Here is a 20,980-nt window from a genome sequence, read left to right on the forward strand (position 1 = left end):
CAGGACAGATAGCTGCTGCAGGGGACGCACGTTCAACCGGAATGAGTTGCTTACGACACAGGTCTCGTGGAATTTCACGCGACCCATTTTTGCTGACTGTTTTTCTTTGTAGGTAAACCTATGAACGGTACGCTTCCTCCAAGATAGCCAAGTAATCTTCAGCCGTAATGGTGCGGACGTTGCTCGGGGTAGAGCCGTTTTTCATTGACAGCTCCACAATCCGTGGGAAATCCTCTTTCTTGATGCCAGGCAAGTCTTTTAGCTTGGGAATATTCAGACTCTCGGTTAATGCGGCAATTCCTCCGATCAGCTTGTCGATGGCCTGATCGTCTGAATCTGCATCGACGGCAAATCCCATATAACGGGCTAAACGGGCATGCATCGGCTTGTTTTCTGTCGCGTTGAACTTGAGTACATAGGGCAAGAACACCGAGTTGGCTACGCCATGCGGGGTATCGTACAGTCCTCCCAGTGCTTCCGCCAGGCAATGAACAGCTGCCACGTCGGCAGAACCAAAGCATAGCCCTGCCATCAGACTACCCTCCAGCATGGCATGACGCGCCTCTTCGTCTTGTCCATTGGCATACACGGCTGGAAGTGCGGCCGCGATCGTTTGCATCGCTTTTGCTCCGAGTGCTTGGGAGATCGGGTTGGTCACCTTGCAGGTGTAGCCTTCGATTGCGTGCACCAAAGCATCCACCCCTGTAGCCGCTGTAACAGCCGGTGGTACGCTATAGGTCAGTACCGGATCGAGCACAGCCAGCGTAGGGCGCAGGGCTGCGTGCTTCAACGTCATTTTCCGATGGGTGGTCTCTTCTGTGATAACCGCTGATCGAGTCACTTCGGAGCCTGTACCCGCCGTAGTCGGTACGCATACAATCGGAGCGATGTTCGAATACGAGAGGCGACCGTCTGCATAATCAGCAGGTGTCCCACCATTCGGTCCGCACAGCGCGATCGTTTTGCCTGTATCCATCGCACTCCCTCCCCCGATGGCTACCACGACATCTGCGGCAACCTCGCGAAACAGTGCAGCTCCCTCCAGACATTCCGTATCCCGGGGATTTTGGCTGAGTCCATCAAACAACGTCACGCGAAAGCCCGCTTCTTCTAACGCAGATTGAATGGGAGTCACCAATCCCGCACGAATAACGCCAGGGTCACTGACCAGCAGGATCGAAGTCCCCATTTCTAGTGAGTTCAACAGTTCCGGCAGCTCTTTCGTTTTTTCCTTCCCCATCTCGATGCGAGTCGAGCAAAAATAGCTGTATGCTTTCATAGAATCTCCTCCCCACTTTCCTTCCATCATACAAGTGATAGAGTAGCCATTCCAGAACCTTCGTCTAAATAGTGAAAATTTTCGCACCTCACTTTGAAACATTCCTTTTTTTTCCACGTCGGATAGGCAAAGGGGGTTTATAGAGATGAGAAAAATAATGAAAGTTAGCACGATCACGATTTTGGTCGCTTCCATGGCCGGGTGCAGCTTTGGCGGGCAGAGCTCCCCACAGTCAGCAGCAACAGCGCAAGCCGGTGGAGGACAAAATCAGTTGGCTGCACGGACAGAAAGCTCCATGAGTCAGGCTGCCCCACGTAGTAGCATGGCAGACACCGCCCACATGAAAAGGCAGTCTGTACCTCCTCCGTCAAGAACTGACTCCATGTACTTTAAAAACTATGGCACCAATCCCTTTATCTCCACGGATGAAGACAACCTTTCCACATTTGCCGCCGATGTTGATACCGGCTCCTACACCGTCACCCGCAGTTATATCCAGGAAGGTTCACTTCCACCTCCAGATGCCGTCCGCGTAGAAGAATTTATCAACTATTTTCCTGCGAACTACCCAGCTCCCAAGCAGCAAACGTTTGGCATTCAAGTAGATGGAGGCCCTTCTCCTTTTGGCTCGGGCTATCAATTGGTACGCGTCGGAATTAAAGGAAAAGAGATCGCCCTTGAAAACAGAAAAGCGGCACACCTCGTTTTTGTCATCGACGTCTCCGGATCAATGGATCAGGAGAACCGACTAGAGCTGGTCAAAAAGAGCTTGCGCGTCCTGGTCGATCAGCTTTCGCCAACCGATACAGTGGGAATCGTCGTCTACGGATCGCAAGGCCGTGTCGTTCTCGACCCCACCTCCGCTGAAAACAGGCGTGCGATCCTCTCTGCAATTGACGAGCTCCAGCCCGAAGGATCTACCAATGCAGAAGAAGGCTTGCAGCTAGGCTACGAAATGGCAGCCAGATCCTTTGAACGCGGTGCGATTAATCGCGTCATTCTCTGCTCGGATGGGGTCGCAAACGTGGGCGAGACAGGAGCCAATGGAATATTGCGCTCGATCGAGGACTACGCCCGCAAGGAAATCAACCTCAGCACATTCGGATTCGGCATGGACAACTACAATGACGTGTTGATGGAACAGCTGGCAGACAAGGGTGAGGGACAGTATGCCTACATTGATTCCTTTTCCGAAGCTCGCCGCGTCTTTACCGAAGCGTTGACCGGGACGCTGCAAACTATTGCCCGCGATGTGAAAATTCAAGTCGAGTTTGACCCGAAGGCAGTGGATCGCTATCGCCTCCTCGGATATGAAAATCGGGATGTGCGTGACGAGGACTTCCGCAACGACAGGACAGATGCGGGAGAAGTCGGCTCGGGGCACACGGTGACCGCTCTCTATGAAGTGAAAGTAAAGAATGAAGAGGCTGGCAAGCTAGGCGACGTCCGCATTCGCTACCACAACGTCTCTACCAAACAGGTAGAGGAAGTGAGCCACCCTCTGCAGATCCAATCAAAGCTCTCCACCGAGCTGCAATTTTTGGCCTCTGTAGCCGAATTTGCGGAAATCTTGCGGGAGAGCTACTGGGCAAGGGAGGACGGCTCCCTGCGCAATGTATTGAAGCTGGCCGAATCGTCGGCTACAGGCGAGCAGCAGCTGGAATTTGTCCGGATGGTCAAGGATAGCCTCGCCATTCGAGGCAAGTAAGGGGACTTTGACAATAAAAATAGAAGGAACCTCCCGACACGATCGTTGGGAGGTTCTGTTTTCAGTGATCAAAAGGTGGCTCACAGGCTGACGATCCCCGTCATTCCGGAGCGCAGGGCTCCGTCCTTGTTCTCGATGACGATTTTGACGGTAAACGTGTCCGTTCCCGCATCTGCTTTGGGACTGATTCTTTCTACATTCCCGCGCATGCTCTTGTGCAGTGCATCTATTGCCACATCGACTTCTTTTCCTAATGCAAAACGTTCCAAGTCTTTCTCTGCTACCCCCATCACGACATAGACCTTTTCCGTATTGACCACCGTCATGGCAGCGAAACTCGGGCTGATCATTTCACCTGCGTGGATACTTTTGGCGCTCAAGTACCCTTTGATCGGGCTCGTGATGGTCGCATTTTTCAGCTGGTACTCCGCGTTGTCCACAGCTGCCTGCGCCCGCTCCACTCCGGCGGCGTACTGGGCGATTTGTTCTGGGGTAGCTCCTTTTTTCGCCTTGTCATACATCGCCTTCATCTGCTCTACATTGGCTTGCATCGCCTGCAAGGTCGGCTGCGTCGCCCCTTGCTTTGCCATCGCCAGATCTTCCTCACTCCGACGATACTGGGCCTCTGCCTGGGAATAGGCAGATTGGGCATCTTCCCACGCCTGCTTGGAGACCGCCCCTTGGGCAAAAAGAGCTTGCGTGCGATCTCTTTTCGCTGCAGTCAGCTCCACGTTTGTTTTTGCCGACTGATACGACGCTTCGAGCTGTGCCATTTCTTCCGGTCGTTTGCCGTTTTTCAAATCCAGGTACTTCTGATTCGCCTGCTGCCATCCTGCTTGGGCGTAGAGCACTTCCTCCGTTCGTGTCCCTTTTTTTGCTTCCTCCCATTTGGCTTTTGCTAAGGCCAAATCAGCCTTTGCGATTCGCAAGCTCGCCGCGAGCTCTTCCTGCTCCAAGCCAAAAAGTGGAGCACCTGCCTGGATCTCATCCCCGGTATCACGAAACACATTGGCTACTCTCCCTGATGACTTGGCGTAGATGGTCACTTCCTCGATTCCCTCCACCTTACCAGTAAAGGCGCGAAGCTGATCGCTGGCTTGCGTGGCCTGCTGACCTTGATTCGCATCGGCAGTCAACGCTACAGGCTGCACCGTGCCACAGCCAGCCATTACGACCATCAGAGCAATCCCAGCCATTGTGTAACTCCATTTACGCATTCCCATTTTTGTTCCACCCTTTCTTCATCCTTTAATCCAGCATCGCAGGCTGGGATGGTTGTTCTTTTGATGGTTGTAATGCTGCTTTGTTCTCTTTCACGATCAACATGATGAGTAATGCCACAACTAGGATCAATGCCGCCATGAGCAGACTGTCCTGCAATGCCTGAATGGCAGCGTATTTTTTGACCAATTGTCCCATGAGCTGCAGGGCCGAAGTAGCCGCTTCCTGCACAGAAAGCCCTTTTGCTAGATACATTTGCTGCCACTGCTCCAAGGCAGTCATCACGGACGGTTGGGTCGCTGTCACCTGTTCACTGGCATGCACCGCATGTTCGATGCTACGCCGCGAAAACAGACTGATCAGACTGGCAATACCAATGGAAGTCGCGACCTGGCGCGAAATATTCGTTATAACCGATGCTGCCGGAACGCGTGCCGGATCTGAGACGGCCAGCAATGGAATCTGCATCGAAGTCATCAGGCACATACCGAGCCCAATGCCGCGTACAGCGAGAAGCCAGTGAAGTGTGGATACGTCCGTGTCCAAATCTACATGAGAAATCAAGAATCCCGGTACAAGGCAAAAGATCAGTCCCACCACAATCATCGGCTTCAATCCGACCCGCGCAGCCAGCATCCCACTGATTGGTGTCACGATACCCGACGCGATCGCCTGCGGCAGCATCAGCAGCCCTGTGTCCATCGCCGTTTTGCCCAGCATGTTTTCCGAATAGATCGGCAGCAGATAAATGACTCCAAAATTACCGACCATGATCATGCTGTTCACCAAAAGCCCCAGGGTAAAGTCTCGATTGGCGAGCAGTCGGATGTCTACCAAAGGCTGGCCCGTCGATAGCTCACGAGCTACGAACATCGCCCCACTGATCAGTGCCGTGAGAAACAGGGAGACGATAAAAAAGGAATCCCAGCCTTTTTCCTCCCCTTTGGTAACTGCGAGCAAGAGACTGACGAGCGCCGTGGCCGACCAGATGAAGCCAGCGAGGTCAAAGGGATGCTCCTTTTTCACTTCCCCCTCGCGCAAAAACCGCCAGACCAACAGCATCGCCACGATCCCAAAGGGAATATTGACCGTAAAAATGAACCGCCAATCCATATGCTGCACGAAATAACCACTCAGTGTCGGACCTACCGCAGGAGCGACAAATACCGAAATCCCGAATACCCCCATCGCTGGCCCCATCTTTTCTCGAGGCACTACGAGCTGAATCATGGACTGACCGATCGTCATCATCAGCCCTCCCCCTGCCGCCTGGATGATCCTCGCTACGATCATGCTGCCGTTGCTCCATGCCAATCCACAGAGAAGGGAACCTACCGTAAACAAAAGCAGACTGGCGAGATAGCTTTTCTTGATCCCGAACCGGATGCCGACGTACCCCGCGAGAGGAATGACTGCCGCCATCGTCAACGTGTAGCTAGTGACGACCCACTGAATTTCCTCAGTCGAAGCTCCAAAGACATGCATCATCTCGGGAATGGCGACATTGACGATACTCGTATCTAAAACGGCCATGAACGTCCCCAACACGATGGCAAAAACACCGGGCCAAAAATTTTCCTGCGGATTCATTCCTCCACATCCTTATCTCACGTGAATGGTGACCTTGGCATTCAAACCGGGCTGAAAGTCGTAAGGTCCTTCGGTAAAGGCAATCTTGATCGGAATCCGCTGCGTCACTTTGGTAAAGTTGCCACCTGCATTGGTCGGCGGCAACAAAGAAAAGGTCGATTGGGTCGCCTGCCCGATTTTTGTTACGCTACCTGTGAACGTGCGACCGGGATACATATCCAACGAGATCTCCACCTCTTGCCCGATCTGAATGTAGCCCGCCTCTGTCTCTTCCACATTCGCCTGAACGTACAGCTGTCGTTTGTCGACGACCAAAGCGACGGTATTGCCAGCACCGACCACTTCACCTTCCTTGGCTGCCCGCTGCAAGATGACCCCACTTATAGGAGAACGGATGGTGATGTTCTCCAATTGGACATTACTCGCGACATTCACTTGCTCTTGTTCGGCAATGATCTGCCCACTCTCTACCTCGCTGCCTTCATCGATCCGCACAGTCTTGAGCTTTCCAGCGACTTTCGGTGCGATTTTGTAAATGTCTCCTGTCACCATCGCATCCTCTGTCTTCACGTAGAAGTAGCCTTGATAACCGTAATATCCGACGACTGCTGCAATCATCATCACGACTGACAGCAAAATGACCTTCCGATTCGGTTTCTTTTTTTCCATCGCTGCTAACCTGCCTCTCTTTTCCTTGTGTCATCTTTACATACCGACCAGCGGTTTGTAACGGTTCAAAAAATGGGGAGCTCTCTACCCTAGCTCCTTTGTTAGCCTTGCTTATTCAAGTAAATACGTTTTGCAATCGGACGCACCAGGATCGTCGCTGCCAATCCGATCAAATTCCAAACATGCACCAATGTGACTCCGATGTCTCCAGAAACGAGCTTCATCGCATACAGGACGGAGCAGATCAAGGATAATGCGAAAGCGGCGGCCCAGATCACCGTCAACCAGAAATTCGAGACAAAGAACAGGCGATTGGTCGTAAATTCAACGGGCACTACTTTCTTGGCGTATTGAAGCGTAAACGGTTTTTTGGTGACCAAGGATACCACTGACGCCAATGTTAGGATGCCGTACATAAACAGCTGCGTAAAGTCGAACAGATGGAAGGAAGGGAGCAATAGTGCAATCCAGAAGCCACAGAAAAAGTAGAAGACTTTGATCGTAATGATCGTCGTGACTTCCCCAAACCTCTTCTTTTGAAACAAGTAGATCAGTACCGCGAGTACAAAACCGATGGCAAATCCGAGGGTCGGCGGCTCTACCGAAAATGCAACAAAAAACGGAATCAAATCAACAAAAATCCAGAACAAGGTTTGAATCATGTCTTAGCACTCCTCTTCAACAGATCGTTCGTTATGCTGTTTATTTTACAAACCGACCGACGGTTTGTAAAGGGCTATTTTTCCATTTTCCCCTTTCTTTTTTCTACAACTAGTCTCAGCCCCAGTAAACAGATGGCTAGCCATGCCCCTCCAGCCGTATAGCCAGCCAAGACATCACTCGGGTAATGCACCCCCAAATAGATGCGGCTCGTCCCGATGAGAAGAATGAGAGCGACTACGATCACCACAATCGCCACCTTGGCCGCTCGGGAAACGACGAACAAGTAGAGCAGAATACCGATCATTCCATACAGGATAAAGGAAGCCATAGAATGTCCACTCGGAAAGCTGAAGCCCTCTTCCTCCACTAACCGCAAAATACTAGGTCTCTCCCGGTGATAGCTCCATTTGAGCACCAGATTAAACAGCACGCCTCCCCCTAATGCAATCACAAGAAATAACGCCTCCCAGCGCTTTTTTTGCCACCACATCAATCCTGCTGCGACAGTGATGACCATCAAAAGTGCCGACGTAGAGCCGAGAAACGTAATAAAGAGCATAAAGGACGTCAGAGCAGGTGATATCCCAGATTGGACCCACCCGATCACAGCGGAATCAAATAAACTCAGCTCTTGCTCGAGCATCTCACTACCCAATTTGGCAAACGCATATACAAATGCGACGATGAAGAGGACGCAGAACCATACATATTGTCTAGTTTTTCTGGAGAGCGAAGGCAGCTTCGTCTGGTTCATAAGAGGGATCTATTCCTTTCAGCCTGACCGGATGTTTTGACGCCATTTTACGATGAGGTATGTTGCGAGAGCGAGTGCTGCCGCAATCAACAGAAACGTAATTCCATAGTGACGGATGTAGACAACCACTTTGTACCACTCACGCTCCAAGGCTCTGCCCAGCAGCAAAAAAGTCATGCTCCAGATGAGCGCTCCGGAATAAGAAAAGATTGCAAAACGACGAAAATCCATCGTTGCGATCCCGGCCAAATAAGCGGTAATATGACGAACGCCTGGCAAAAAATAACCGACGAGCAACAGGTACGAGCCATAGCGCGCAAACAGCTTTTGGGTGGACTCAATTTTTTTCGGTGAGATGTGCAGGTACGGACCCACCTTGAGAAGAAGAGGCAATCCCCATTTCAGACCGATGAAGTAACTAATCGAGATACCCGCCGAGGCCCCCAGAAATGCACTGAGAATCGTGTATGGCATGTGCAGCACTCCACGGGAAACCGCGTAGCCCGCATACGTCATCAACACTTCATCTGGAATCGGAACACCCAGGACACCCAACGCCAACGCAAAAAAGATCCCCACATATCCGAATTTCATCAGAAATAGATCCAAATGCTGTTCCACAGTTACCTCCTTCACCTTGTCCTCTTACATCCTATTCTTCCCACATTCTCTGACATGCTGGCTTTTTTCTTGCTTTTTTAGAAAACTTGGCTACGCCAAGCCTTTGGCGTGGCCTTAGTTGCACTTATACTGGATAAGAATCTTATAAATTCTTATCTGTATAAGAAAAAACAACCTTCCCTCGGTAAACCACCACAGGAAGGCTGTTTGATTATGATGCTTAAGCTGACGGCTTATCTTCGTCCGCTTCAATGTTCTCTGTCGTTTGCTTTTTGCCGAACAGTCTTTTTCCAAACTTGGCGATTGCTCCAATCAAGACGACAATCAGAATCCAGCCTTTTTTGGCAAATGCCAGAATCAGAGCCATCAACCCGAGCTTCTTGGCGGCGGCCAGACCTAGCCCACCCAAGATCAATCCTGTCAGTCCATACTCGGCTACTTGGTCTGTTTTCTCGTCAAAGTCGCTGTAACGATGGCCTTCCTTGACCGTAAAGTTTTTGAGGATGCTCGCTCTCAGCGTCTGCTTGTCCGCTTGTAAGTGTTCCTGATCCGTCACCAGAATAAAGGACACGTACCCTGTTCTCGTCAACACCTGCAGCTTGTAGTTCAGGAATTTCTCTTTTTGTGCCGATTCCAGCAACATTGAATACTCCAACTCATGGGTTTTAGCGTCATAGGTCGGTTCTACATTCCAGCCGACAACATGAAATTGATCCTCCGGCTTCCGCTGCTTGTTTGCCTCCTCTGTCCCATCCTTGTAACTCTGCAACAGTTCCTCTGCATCAATGTCATTTTGCTCGTCATCACTGATGTGTCCGGTTTCTTCATACTCCATATATAAGAGCCATTGATCTGCTTCTTCTTGCGGCAAGACGCTCCCGATTTCTCTCATCGTAGGAATGTCGCCTACCTGCTGCTCCATCTTGATCGTATCCTCTTTATTGAGATAGACCATTTTTTCCGGCACTGTGAAGGAAAACTTATTTTCCAGCTCCACCTTTGTTCCACTTTTGACCCAATTGAATGTTTGCTCTGCTGCAACCGGCAGTAACATGCCGAAAGAAATCATCAGTACAGTAAAGAATGATAGCCACGATCTTTTACTCATTTGTTACCCCTCAATCCCTATTTTTTCAAGAACCACCTTATCTTACATTTATTAGTTACCTAGTTCAAAATAAATTTAGAAAAATAAGGAAAAATAGTATTATTTAACTGAATATTTCTCTTTCAGAATCAGACACTCGTGACTTATGACCTACGTTCATTCCGACGGAAGATTCCGAACCATCCAGAGCTGATCTCCACGCTTCTGAGCACAATTACGCTGACGTTGTGTATTTCGCTCGCTGCTTCCTTGTGTTTTTTCATTGGGTATAAAAGCAAATCCTCCGCGGAAAATACAGGTGCACCACCATTTTTCCTTTTTTTCGGGAGGATTTTATGAAAAGGTATATCCGCAACGCCATGCTAGCTGTCCTAGTCTCGTCCATTTTCTCGCTAAGCTTGCTTCCCACTCACAGCATGCTTGCGGCTTCGGATCGAAAAAGGGCTGTCATTCCTATTCAGCAGCTCTCCCAATCCCAAGAAAACCTCGCGTACTCGCTGGGGATTCAAGCGTACCTATACGGCTATCCGCTCGTCGTCGTAGCCAAAACGATGGGAGACATGACTCGCAGCCTGGCGCCGCTCAATCAGTTTGCCTACAGCGAATCACTGGCATCACCCGCCTTTCACGACATCGTCACGCCTAACTCTGACACTCTCTACTTGAACGCTTGGCTCGATTTATCTCAATCACCCGTTCTGCTCCAGGTGCCTGAAAATCCACAGAACCGTTACTATACCGTGCAAATGCTGGACGCCTACACAAATACGTTTCACAATGAATCCAACCGTTCTACGAAACAACAGGCGCGGCAAAGCCTCATCGTCGGCCCCAGCTGGAAGGGACCTCTTCCTGCCAATGTCTCGAAAATCTACGCACCAACCAATACGGTCTGGCTCGTGGGCCGAGTCGAAGTGAAGGGCGAGCAGGACCTCACGCAAGCGGTCGATTTTGAAAAGCAGATCCAAATCAAACCGTGGCCACAACAAAAGAAGACAAGCTCTGCTGACACTTCACCTGCCGTGCCAGCGGATGCGTTGACTTCCCTGACTTTCTTTCGTGTGATGACAGACATGATTCGCAAAAATCCTCCTCCAGCCTGTGATTTTGTCCTGCTCAATCAACTTGCTTTGGCGGGCATTGACGTGCAATCTGGCTTTGATTCATCACGAGTCAATCCAGCGAGTCTGGCAGGACTGGAGCGCACGTTGCGAGATGCCCCAAGCATCGTGAAAAACGGTTTCCTTCCGTATACTACCGTTAAAAACGGCTGGGCCTCTTTCTCGCCAATCGGCACGTACGGGGACCAATTTCTAGCCCGTGCATTCGTCGCCTACTCCGGACTGGCCGCAAACGTACCTGAAGAGGAAGCTTACTATCGTGCCTACACAGACAATCACAATCGATGGCTGACAGGGGAAAAGACGTACACGCTTCATTTTGATCGCGACCAGCTCCCCAAGACGTCAGCCTTCTGGTCTATCAATGTGTACAACAATCAACTGTACCTGGCACAGACCGAGTCCAATCGCTCATCAGTCCGCAGCAACAATGGCACCTTGCGACTCAATCCAGACGGCTCCCTCGACATCGCGATTCAAAAGTCACCTCCGTCAAACAAGGACGTCAACTGGCTCCCGGTTCCGGCTGGACCATTTAATCTCGTTCTGCGAGTCTTTGCGCCTGCCCCCGGATCGCTGGGACCTCAGCATACTTGGCCCGCTGTTCGGGAAATCCACTAGACTCCGACGCAAAAAATCCCCTTAGCCTCACGCTTAAAGGGGATTCTTGCTTTATAGATACTGCAGCTTCTCCGGGTTTCTGACGAAGTAGAGATAACGGATGGCATCTTGCTCGATCTCCAGAAATACCACGGTATCCAATTTTCCATCGATTCGGAGGACAAGTGCAGTCTGGCCATTTACTGCAGCGAGTTCGATACCCAACTCCTGATTTGCTGAGAATTTGCGCATCAAGCCGAATAGGAACTGTGCCACTCGCTCTCCAGAAACGATCGGACGAAGAGCAGCAGAAACTTTGCCTCCGCCGTCGGAGATGAGAACAGCATCTTTTGCCAGCAAGGTAAGCAATATATCAATGTTGCCCTGCTCCATCGCAGCCAGAAATCGGCTAATCCATTCGTGGCTGATTTCTTTTTCGTCGGCGACGATCGGTTCATCTGGCGAAAGCCCCATTTTGCCTTTGGCCCGGCTGATGATCTTGCGGCAATTCGCTTCACTTTTTCCGACCAGACCAGCGATATCGTGATAATCAAAAGCAAAAGCTTCACGCAGAACAAACACCGCTCGTTCTCCCGGAGTGAGTCGCTCCAGCAATACGAGCATGGCATAGGAGAGCTGGTCTTTCTGAACAACCGATTCATAGCTGTCTGTGTAAACTTCCGAGATGGGCTCAGGGAGCCACGGTCCCGTGTAGAGCTCCCGCTTTTTGCGTGCGGATTTTAACAAATCGAGGCAGCGGTTGGTGGTCATTTTGCACAGATAGGCTTTGGGTTCTTCGATTTCCTCCCAAGCCAGATCGTGCACCTTCAGGAAAACATCCTGAACAATATCTTCCGCGTCTACAGCCGAGCCTGTCATTTGATAAGCAAGTCGGAAAAGCAGTCCTTTATAGGTTTGGTACAAAGCCTCCACCGCTGACTCACTTCCTCCGGTCGATAATCGCCTAAAATTTCCCTCATTTTATCATACTGGCAATATTCCAGGTAAACTCCCGGAGCTTCCATCCCAGCTTTCCGGTCAAAATGATGTCCAGCCCCCACTTTCGCGTCCAAACGATCCCCTTCTCTGGTCCGAGACCTATACAATAAAAGTCTATATAGCTCTTATGGGCAGGAGCAGGTGTGCCATCCAAATCAGCTCGCACAATCTGACCCAATCGAGCCGCCTGTCCGGTCGCCTCTTTGCATGTCATGTGATCCTGCCTCCCGGTTGTAGCGTCCACGACACGGGCACAATCTCCAATACTGTAAACTCCCGTAGTCCCGATGACACGATAAGACGAATCCACCTCCACCTGTCCTTTGGTCGTGACTGGCAAGCCCATCTTGCGCAGGAGTGGATTGGGGGTAAGTCCGAGCGACCACACGCATAGCCCGACTGGCAAGGTGCGACCCGTAGAAAGAGTCACCGTCCCTGCTTCCTCATGAAGTACTTTTTGTCCATGCAGCACACTCACACCTCCCTCGCTTAGCTTTTGTTCGAGCTTTTGCGCCATCTTGACAGGCCCTTCCATAAACAGGCGATTTGCTGCATTTACCAAGTAGACTTTGATCTCATTCGGATCGATCCCTAGCTTCGTCGCTTCAACTCGCATCGCATAGGCGAATTCGGCAGACATCTCGATGCCGCTGATGCCTGCACCTGCCACAACCAGCGTCAGCAACCGTTGCCGCTCCTGCTGATTCTTTTCCCGCATCGCTTGTCGCATATTTGCCAACCATTGCTCGCGAACAGTCTCGGCGGCCTTTACATCTGTCAGGGCGATACCCCCTTGCTCCGGTTGGGCTTGGCGAATCTCACTCCCCACAGCCAGAACCAAAATGTCGTAACCCAGGACCTGCTCGTTTCCTTCCTTGTCCTTATATTCAACGATCCTTTCGTTCCCGTTTACCGTCGTGACTGTACCTTGCACAAATTCCACACCTTCCGGAAAGATTTTATTCAAAGGTATGGTCACATCCGTTTGGGTCACAGCTGGTTTGAATAACAATACTTTGCGAAGGTGATGGGGCCTATGATCGATGACAATCATGCGAACCGGTCGATCGCTCAAGGTCTTGCGGATCTCATCGACCGCATGAATTCCCGCGTAGCCTGCACCCACGACGACACACGTAATCACTTCCATAATGATCGCTCCTCTTTGCGAGTTTGCCCTTATAACGACGTGGAGCGATTTTTTGTGACAAAAGAAAGTCTGTCCCGAGGCACACAAAAAAGAAAAACCTTAGCCCGATAAAAATCGAGCTAAGGCTACATAACTAGAGGTGGAGATTGGAGTTATTTCAAGGAAGCTTACTTCTTCAGGTCTTCAATGGACTTGATGTCCATATAAGAAGGAACCGCCAGTCCCAGCTTGGTACCTGTCAGGTTTGGACCGAGGTCTTCTACATTCGAACCCAATTTTTTGAAGTAGTCTGCATGCGTCGTCGGCAACCAAGCCGCTACCATGCCGTCCACGTCACCATTGGAGACACCCACCCACATCGGGCCTGCTTCCACTTGGCTCAGTTCCACTTTATATTTCAGCTTTTGCTCCAGGACAGTTTTCACGACGTTTGTGCTAGCAATCTCAGAATCCCAAGCTACATAAGCGAGCGTCAATTTTTTGCCTTCTGCAGGCTGAATACCTTCGACCCACTTGTTGACCGTTTCTTCATTGTTTTTCACCCAGTCCGCAGCTGCATCTTCTGGCTTTTTGCCATCTGCGATCTCTAGCATGACTTTTTCCATGTCAGCTGGCTTCCACTCGAACTTATCGAGGAAAGCATACGCACTCGGCTGATCCTCTTTCAAGCCTTTGCGCACGATGGTATGAATCTGTTCATCTTTACCGTAAGAGCCTTTTGGATCTTCGAGGTACTTCATTTCAAATTTGGAAAACATCCAGTGTGGTGTCCATCCTGTTACGATAATTGGCTTCTTGTCTTTGTAGGCTTGGGTCAGAGCGGCTGTCATGGCTGCACTGGAGCCTTCGACCAGCTCCCAATCACTTAGACCATAATCTTTCATCGCTTTGTCGGTTGCTTTCATCAATCCGGCACCGGGGTCAATCCCGATGATCTTGTGGTCGACCTGCGCACCTACGCTACCTTGTGCAGACTCGGTGCCACCAGGAGGTTGATTGCCCTCCTGTGGTGCATTATTACTTCCGCACCCTGCCATCAGCATGCTAAGACCCAATGCGACTGCTAACCCCTTGATCGTAGTTCCTTTTTTCATGAAAACCCCTCCTACGCGTTTTTTCTCTTTCCTACACCCTGCGTGATGCGGTCCAGCAAAATCGCCATGATCACAATCGCGAGACCTGCCTCAAAGCCTTGCCCGATATTGATCTGGGTAACGGCACGATAGACGTCTGCACCCAATCCTTTTGCCCCAATCATCGAGGCGATGACGACCATGGACAGTGCCAGCATGATACTCTGGTTGATCCCCGCCATCATCGTAGTTTTCGCAATCGGCAGCTGTACTTTGGTCAGCTTTTGCCAGTAGGTCGATCCGAAAGCATCGGAAGCCTCAATCAAATCAGCAGGGACTTGGCGAATCCCCAGATTGGTCAAACGAATCGTCGGCGGCATCGCAAAAATGACAGAGGCGATCACACCGGGCACCTTCCCCAGTCCAAAGAAAAAGATCGCCGGAATCAAGTACACAAAGGCAGGCATGGTCTGCATAAAGTCGAGCAGCGGTGTGACGACTTTTTGTACTGATTCATTCTTGGCACACCAGATCCCAACCGGAATCCCGACGACGATGGAAATCAAGGCTGCGGTCAACACCAGCGCAAGGGTCTCCATAGAATGCTCCCAATAACCCAGATTCTGAATCAGCAATAATCCAATGAAGGTAAAAAGAGCCATCGTCCATCTTCCTGCTCGATAAGCAATCAGCGTGAACAAAATAATGACCAGCCAAAACGGCAATCCGGTCAAGATCGCATTAAACAGATCAACGGTTCCACCGATAGCTGTGGAAATGAGATCAAACACAAAACCTAAATTCTTATCCAGTCCATCTACGATGACCTCTACCCACTCATCGAGGGGCAGCTTTGGAAAAAGTTGACTCATTACGCATTCACCTGCCCTTCCTCTTCAGTCGGCAGCGCACTTTCCTGATTCACTTTTCCTGCCAGACCACCTAACACGGCACCTTTTACGAGTACGCCCAGCAACCGATCATGCTCACCCGTGACCGCTACCGGAATATCTGAAAACGCCACGAGATCAAACAGCTCGTTTAGCAGCGTATTTGGCCCTACCTTTGGCACTTCTGTCCGCAGCACTTCTTCCAGCGTCTTGCCATTTTGTTTGGCGTCATTGACTGCATCGGCGGTCAGTACTCCGAGTAGTGTCTTTTTCCTGTCAACGACATACAAGCTGGACACACCACGATCTCGCATCAATTGCAAGGCGACGCGCGGACCTCGATCCAGCGTAACCGTCTCTGCCCGCTTCATGACGTGCTCAGCCGCCAAGACTTTCGAGCGGTCGACATCTTCCACGAATCGTTCTACATATTCATTGGCCGGATTCGTCATGATTTCTTCAGGGGTGCCGATCTGCACAATCGCCCCATCTTTCATCAAAGCGATCCGATCCCCGATCTTCAGCGCTTCGTCCAGGTCATGCGTAATAAAGATGATGGTTCGCTGCATCGTGCTCTGTAATTCCAAAAGCTCATCCTGCATGTCTTTGCGAATCAGCGGATCGAGTGCGCTAAAGGCCTCATCCATCAACAGCACATCGGGGTCGTTCGCCATCGCGCGGGCCAGACCGACACGCTGCTGCATCCCACCGCTCAACTGATCAGGATAGCTCTGTTCCCATCCGCTGAGTCCGACCAGGGCCAACGCTTCCTTGGCTCGCTGCTCGCGTTCGCTCTTCGGTATATTTTGTATTTCCAAGCCGTACGCAGCGTTATCCAGCACCGTTCTGTGTGGAAAAAGCGCGAACTTCTGAAAGACCATTCCTAATTTTTTTCTTCTCACTTGTTGCAGCTGCTCGGTATTCATACTGACGATATCCGTACCGTCAATGAGAATTTGACCTTCCGTCGGCTCGATCAATCGGTTCAGCAATCGAACCAACGTGGATTTACCGCTACCTGAGAGACCCATGATGACAAAAATCTCGCCTGCGTTCACCTCAAAGCTTGCTTGGTTCACCCCGAGAGTCAGACCAGTTTCCTTTAAAATCTCTGTCTTGGTCTTCCCCTGCTTCACAAAAGGTAAAGCGCGATGAGGCTGGCGTCCAAAGACCTTCGTCAAGTTTTCTACTTTAATTTTGGGCATATGGTCACCTCCAACTTTCTGCCCGATTCCGGACGATCACTACCCCTACTATTGTATCGGGGCTGCATTTTTCCCTCAAATTGGGTAGGGCGTGATAATCGGGCGTTTTCAGCGTTCAGAAAAAACTTTACGTACTTTTCTTACCGTATTCGCAGAATACCTCGTATATACTGTACAACATCTCCATTTACTTTTTCCGGTTAGAAACGTACAATCTTAGTCAGGTAATATGAAAGACTAGAGGAGCTGCTTTTTTCAAAATGGATACCAAACAGGAAAGAATCCTCGAAAAAGCTCAGGAACGCGTGATCGAGACCCTTGCCCGAAACATGGATTTGTACGGCATTACCATGTCCACGGGGCTGTTGTACGGCACGTTGCTGTTTCAGGACAAGTCAATGACGCTCGATGAAATGGGAGAAGCGCTGGGAATGAGCAAGACCAGCATGAGTACCGGCGTTCGCACGTTGATGGACTTAAATATGGTAGAAAAGATATGGAAAAAAGGGACGCGTAAAGATCACTACGAGATCAATCTGGACTGGTATCAGAACTTCATTGATCTCTTTTCCGTGAAATGGAGACACGCCTGTGAGCAAAACGGCATGAGCCTGAAAAAGTCGCTGCAGGAGCTCCGTGCCCTTCAAGAAACCGAAGAGCTCACTGATGAAGACAAAGAACGTGTCGAGCTAAGCATCGAGCGTATCGAGAATGGACTGGAGTATTACCATTGGCTGTCCCGATTGATCGATTCTTTTGAGTCGCACGATATCTTTCAGTTTGTACCGAAAAAGGAAATTAAGTCATAAGCTTTGCCGAAACAAAAAGAGGACCTCATCTCCTATCGCATTTCATAGGAATGATGTCCTCTTTTGTATGTTAATGCCATTTTATCTGTGCTACACTTTCTTTACAGGCTGCCTTCTGGAAAGGAGTGGCCTGCATTCTCACTAGTGAAAGGAGTTGGCGTAGATGAGCACATACAATCTTCGGAATACTCATAAATATTCGGCTTTGAAAATCAAGAAAAAGGGGAAACTGCATAGCTAGTCCCCCTATTTGAGGAGGAAGTACATGAATCACACAACCGCTCTGCTCGTTATCGATGTACAGGTAGGTATTGTTGAGGGCACACCCGACCATCCAAATCCGGTATATGCCAAAGAATCGCTGGTCCAAACGATTCAAACCTTGATCGACCACGCCCGCACAAGATCGATTCCGGTCTTGTACGTGCAGGATTTGGATGTCAAAGACGCAGGAGAAGAAGCCTTTGCGATCCATCCAGCGCTGTCTCCCGCTCCCCACGAGCCCGTCATTTACAAACGAGCGACTGATTCCTTTCACGGCACCGATCTGCACGAGCAGCTGCAAGCGCTTGGCGTCAAGCATCTCGTGATCGTCGGCTGCAAAACGGAATATTGCGTGGATAGCGCCTGCCGCAAAGCCACGACTCTCGGCTATGATGTTACGCTGGTACGGGACGCTCACTCGACGACAGACAATGCCGCATTGCATGCCGAGCAGATCATCGCTCATCACAACACTTGCCTTCACGGCTTGGGCAATCTCGATCCATTTATCTTGGTGCGCCCATCAGAGGAAGATGTGCTTGTTCCCAGCCACGACTCGTATCGATAAGCTGTTTAATAAGGAAATAAAAAACGGGCAGACCGCTATGGTCTTTAGCCCGTTTTTTACTGGTTTGATATCATTTGTCATCCCCTTGCTTATTCGCCTTTTTTGATAATCTCCTGCACTCTTCCCACCTGTCCATCGGTCAGACGGACTTTGATGCCGTGCGGGTGCGTACTGGAATTGGTTAAAATATCTTTGACGATACCACGCGTTCGCTTCCCTGTGCGTTGATTTTGCTTCAATACGATATCGACTTCCAGCCCAGCTACGATATCTTTTCGATTTTTTCCGTTCATCTTTTTCGCTCTCCTTTTTCTACAATCATCGATCTTTTTCGCTCTTTGTCTTACCTATGATATAATCTACAAACAAAACTATCTCATCGGAGGAATCCATGCTTACATTTGAAGAGAAACTGGCTATCATTGAATCTTTCCCGGAATTGACGCGCAACGACGTCTCCCTCAAGCGGGTGAACTTTCATTTTGAAGGCAGTTTGCACGAGAAAAAAACAGTCGTGTACCATCTCCATCCAAACGGTAACGGCTTCGTATATGGCGCGTATTTGAAAGGCTTTCGCAAGGATGACAAAGGCTTCATCAACATCCGTGACTTTTCGGCCGACGAACTGCGCTCCGTCATTGAAGCGTCCATTCAGATGCTTTCTTATAAACGCGAGGTCGCTCCTCAAGTGAATTCCGCGGCACAGGAACTGGAAGAAACATGGATCGACAACAAAGACAACACCTTGCTGCTGCAACAGGAAGATTCTCTGTGGAACGTCTACCACGGCATGAATCTGGAAGCTTCTTTTGAATCGTATGTGGAAGCCGAGCAGTACTTGAAAGAAGAAGGCTTCACCCGTCAATAGAGTTCTTCACGCTTGTGTCCAATTCCCACTTCCTGACCTTCCCCCTGCATTGGATAGACTCTCCTAATCGGGTACCCACATTCCACCTAGCTAGATGTACAATACCAAATCGTAAACCTTGAAACAATTGGCCAAGCAGTCTGACCGGACTGCTTGCGTCCAACCGACTAACAGGGGGATCTTACGGCATGATGAAGTATAGAGATGCACTTTTGACCCATATTCACAAGCAGCTGGAGGCGTGGTTCGATCTTCGCGGACCACTCCCCCATGATGAATTATACCGCTTTCTTCATTCCTTAAAAGGAACCTCGGGAACGATCGGTCTCACCGATTTGTCGAATTTGTCCCAGAGCCTATTGGACCAACTGGAAGCAATGCCGCCAAAAGATTGGCAACCTGCTGATTGGCGCGAATTTTTGCTCGAGTTTATCGCACTTTGCTACGAACACCGGTCGGAACAAGAGCTGCTACTGGACGATGCGGAGCAGGCACGGGAAAACAGCTATGAGAACCAGCCTCTCGTCCTGATTTTGGATGATGACGTCACTTTGTTGATGTATGTAAAAGAATATTTAGAGAAGCGCAACTGGTCGGTCATTGCTACTGTTCACCCTCACAAGGCACTGGATTACTTTCATGACATGAATCCCGACTGTCTGATACTGGATTTAAATATTCCGGAAACGGGTGGCTTTCAGGTCATGCAGACGCTCAGTGAAAAAATCAAAAAACAGTACGTACCTACAACCGTAATAAGCGTGGACTGTGCGCGGGAAACGCGTTTGCGTGCCTACCGCCTGGGGGCGGATGACGTCATGTGCAAGCCACTCGATATGGAAGAGCTGGCTGTTCGGCTGGAACGTCAATTATACCGCAAACGCTGGATGAATCGGATCCTGTTTCTGGACGAGCTAACGGGTGCCTACAATCGCAACTCCCTTCTGGACACGTATCAACGGCTGTTCGGAGATGCGCAGCGGGCAGATTCTCCCCTGTCACTCGCCTTCCTGGATATCGATCATTTCAAAAAAGTGAACGATACATACGGCCATCTGGTCGGAGATGATGTCCTGAGCAGATTCGCTTCCTTTCTCCAGAGCAGTGCGGCCAAGAATGACATCCTGTTCCGTTACGGCGGAGAAGAGTTTATCCTTTTGATGCCTCAAACTACCGTGAAGGAAGCCAAGCATCGTATGCAGCAGATGCTGGATGCCTTTTGTGCACTGACATTTGACTCTGCAAACGGTCCCTTTTCCTTGAGCTTTTCCGCAGGTGTCGTACAGATCACAGACGCTGAAAAACCACTTCCTTATTGGCTGGAAGTAGCCGATAACTCTTTATATAGAGCCAAAAATTCGGGCCGATGCAGAATTGAGGAAGCCGTTCTGTCAGAAACGGTAGACTCTCCGCAAATCAAGCTCAAGGTCGCCATTATCGATGACGATGCGATGATCCGGACGATGCTGGCGGAGTCTGTGAAAACAGGCTTTGACGGATGGATTCACGCCGACATTCACGAATTTCGTGATGGCGAGGCCTTCTTCCAAAGTGACTGGCATCGCGGTCCTGAGCCATACCTTGTCATCTTGGACGGCATCATGCCGATCATGGACGGGCTGGAGGTCCTGCAGCGAATTCGAGCTCTGCCTAATACCAAGCGCTATACCGTCATCATGCTGACAGGCCGTACCGAAGAGCACGATATTGTGCGTGCCCTCCAATTGGGGGCGGATGATTACATGACCAAGCCCTTCAGTACCAAAGAATTGGAAGCGAGAATCAAGCGCCTGGTGAAACGAATGGTTTAGATGAAATAG

General features: G+C 50.2%; 20 protein-coding genes. 6 read left to right on the plus strand and 14 right to left on the minus strand.

Annotated elements, in window-relative coordinates; translation table 11 throughout:
* Nucleotides 1–118 precede the first annotated feature (118 nt).
* Entirely contained in the window at nt 119–1,279 is a 1,161-nt protein-coding gene (locus tag AN963_RS15325; protein ID WP_055745420.1) for an iron-containing alcohol dehydrogenase, read from the minus strand.
* Between the two features lie 145 nt (nt 1,280–1,424).
* Between AN963_RS15325 and AN963_RS15330 the strand changes: the two genes are divergently transcribed.
* The gene (locus tag AN963_RS15330) at nt 1,425–2,987 is read left to right on the plus strand and encodes a vWA domain-containing protein (RefSeq protein WP_055745421.1); all 1,563 of its coding nucleotides are present in this window, start codon (nt 1,425–1,427) and stop codon (nt 2,985–2,987) included.
* A gap of 80 nt (nt 2,988–3,067) precedes the next feature.
* Here AN963_RS15330 and AN963_RS15335 read toward each other — a convergent pair whose 3' ends face one another.
* The 7 genes from AN963_RS15335 to AN963_RS15365 all read right to left on the minus strand — a co-directional run bounded on the left by AN963_RS15335 (nt 3,068) and on the right by AN963_RS15365 (nt 9,613).
* The gene (locus AN963_RS15335) at nt 3,068–4,210 is read right to left on the minus strand and encodes an HlyD family secretion protein (protein ID WP_055745422.1); all 1,143 of its coding nucleotides are present in this window, start codon (nt 4,208–4,210) and stop codon (nt 3,068–3,070) included.
* Between the two features lie 25 nt (nt 4,211–4,235).
* Nucleotides 4,236–5,798, minus strand: a complete 1,563-nt coding sequence (locus tag AN963_RS15340; RefSeq protein ID WP_055745423.1) for a DHA2 family efflux MFS transporter permease subunit — start codon at nt 5,796–5,798, stop codon at nt 4,236–4,238.
* 12 nt (nt 5,799–5,810) lie between these two features.
* A complete protein-coding gene (locus AN963_RS15345) occupies nt 5,811–6,467 on the minus strand; it encodes an efflux RND transporter periplasmic adaptor subunit (protein WP_055745424.1) in 657 nt (218 codons plus the stop codon).
* A gap of 101 nt (nt 6,468–6,568) precedes the next feature.
* Nucleotides 6,569–7,129, minus strand: coding sequence for a hypothetical protein (locus AN963_RS15350; RefSeq protein WP_055745425.1), 561 nt, complete (start codon nt 7,127–7,129; stop codon nt 6,569–6,571).
* Between the two features lie 74 nt (nt 7,130–7,203).
* Complete coding sequence (locus AN963_RS15355) at nt 7,204–7,884, minus strand: phosphatase PAP2 family protein (RefSeq protein WP_055745426.1); 681 nt, start codon at nt 7,882–7,884, stop codon at nt 7,204–7,206.
* Nucleotides 7,885–7,902: 18 nt separating this feature from the next.
* On the minus strand, nt 7,903–8,505 hold the full coding sequence (locus AN963_RS15360) for a DedA family protein (protein ID WP_236707990.1): 603 nt from the start codon (nt 8,503–8,505) through the stop codon (nt 7,903–7,905).
* A gap of 220 nt (nt 8,506–8,725) precedes the next feature.
* Nucleotides 8,726–9,613, minus strand: coding sequence for a DUF2167 domain-containing protein (locus AN963_RS15365; protein WP_055745427.1), 888 nt, complete (start codon nt 9,611–9,613; stop codon nt 8,726–8,728).
* Between the two features lie 335 nt (nt 9,614–9,948).
* On the opposite strand from AN963_RS15365, the gene AN963_RS15370 reads away from it, so the two are divergent.
* Nucleotides 9,949–11,355, plus strand: a complete 1,407-nt coding sequence (locus AN963_RS15370; RefSeq protein ID WP_055745428.1) for a DUF1254 domain-containing protein — start codon at nt 9,949–9,951, stop codon at nt 11,353–11,355.
* A 51-nt stretch (nt 11,356–11,406) separates the two neighbouring features.
* On the opposite strand, the gene AN963_RS15375 is transcribed toward AN963_RS15370, so the two are convergent.
* From AN963_RS15375 to AN963_RS15395, 5 genes are all read right to left on the minus strand, one after another.
* On the minus strand, nt 11,407–12,267 hold the full coding sequence (locus AN963_RS15375) for an RNA polymerase sigma-70 factor (protein ID WP_055745429.1): 861 nt from the start codon (nt 12,265–12,267) through the stop codon (nt 11,407–11,409).
* 43 nt (nt 12,268–12,310) lie between these two features.
* Complete coding sequence (locus tag AN963_RS15380) at nt 12,311–13,483, minus strand: NAD(P)/FAD-dependent oxidoreductase (RefSeq protein WP_055745430.1); 1,173 nt, start codon at nt 13,481–13,483, stop codon at nt 12,311–12,313.
* A gap of 167 nt (nt 13,484–13,650) precedes the next feature.
* On the minus strand, nt 13,651–14,577 hold the full coding sequence (locus AN963_RS15385) for a glycine betaine ABC transporter substrate-binding protein (protein WP_055745431.1): 927 nt from the start codon (nt 14,575–14,577) through the stop codon (nt 13,651–13,653).
* A gap of 11 nt (nt 14,578–14,588) precedes the next feature.
* A complete protein-coding gene (locus AN963_RS15390) occupies nt 14,589–15,428 on the minus strand; it encodes an ABC transporter permease (RefSeq protein WP_055745432.1) in 840 nt (279 codons plus the stop codon).
* Nucleotides 15,428–16,651: a quaternary amine ABC transporter ATP-binding protein gene (locus AN963_RS15395; protein ID WP_055745433.1), complete on the minus strand. Its 1,224-nt coding sequence runs from the start codon at nt 16,649–16,651 to the stop codon at nt 15,428–15,430. The genes AN963_RS15390 and AN963_RS15395 overlap by 1 nt, the downstream gene beginning before the upstream one ends.
* 260 nt (nt 16,652–16,911) lie before the next feature.
* Between AN963_RS15395 and AN963_RS15400 the strand changes: the two genes are divergently transcribed.
* Both AN963_RS15400 and AN963_RS15405 read left to right on the plus strand, forming a co-directional pair.
* Nucleotides 16,912–17,460: a GbsR/MarR family transcriptional regulator gene (locus tag AN963_RS15400; protein ID WP_055745434.1), complete on the plus strand. Its 549-nt coding sequence runs from the start codon at nt 16,912–16,914 to the stop codon at nt 17,458–17,460.
* Nucleotides 17,461–17,725: 265 nt separating this feature from the next.
* Nucleotides 17,726–18,292 carry a cysteine hydrolase family protein gene (locus tag AN963_RS15405; protein ID WP_055745435.1) on the plus strand — a complete coding sequence of 189 codons (567 nt, stop codon included), beginning with the start codon at nt 17,726–17,728 and terminating at the stop codon, nt 18,290–18,292.
* 89 nt (nt 18,293–18,381) lie between these two features.
* Here AN963_RS15405 and AN963_RS15410 read toward each other — a convergent pair whose 3' ends face one another.
* A complete protein-coding gene (locus AN963_RS15410) occupies nt 18,382–18,585 on the minus strand; it encodes a YwbE family protein (protein WP_055745436.1) in 204 nt (67 codons plus the stop codon).
* Between the two features lie 98 nt (nt 18,586–18,683).
* Between AN963_RS15410 and AN963_RS15415 the strand changes: the two genes are divergently transcribed.
* Together AN963_RS15415 and AN963_RS15420 are read left to right on the plus strand one after the other, a co-directional pair.
* A complete protein-coding gene (locus AN963_RS15415; protein ID WP_055745437.1) occupies nt 18,684–19,160 on the plus strand; it encodes a hypothetical protein in 477 nt (158 codons plus the stop codon).
* A gap of 188 nt (nt 19,161–19,348) precedes the next feature.
* Complete coding sequence (locus AN963_RS15420; protein WP_055745438.1) at nt 19,349–20,971, plus strand: diguanylate cyclase; 1,623 nt, start codon at nt 19,349–19,351, stop codon at nt 20,969–20,971.
* The last annotated feature ends 9 nt before the right edge of the window (nt 20,972–20,980 follow it).

Origin of the sequence: Brevibacillus choshinensis (genome assembly GCF_001420695.1) — a bacterium.
Lineage (GTDB): Bacteria > Bacillota > Bacilli > Brevibacillales > Brevibacillaceae > Brevibacillus > Brevibacillus choshinensis.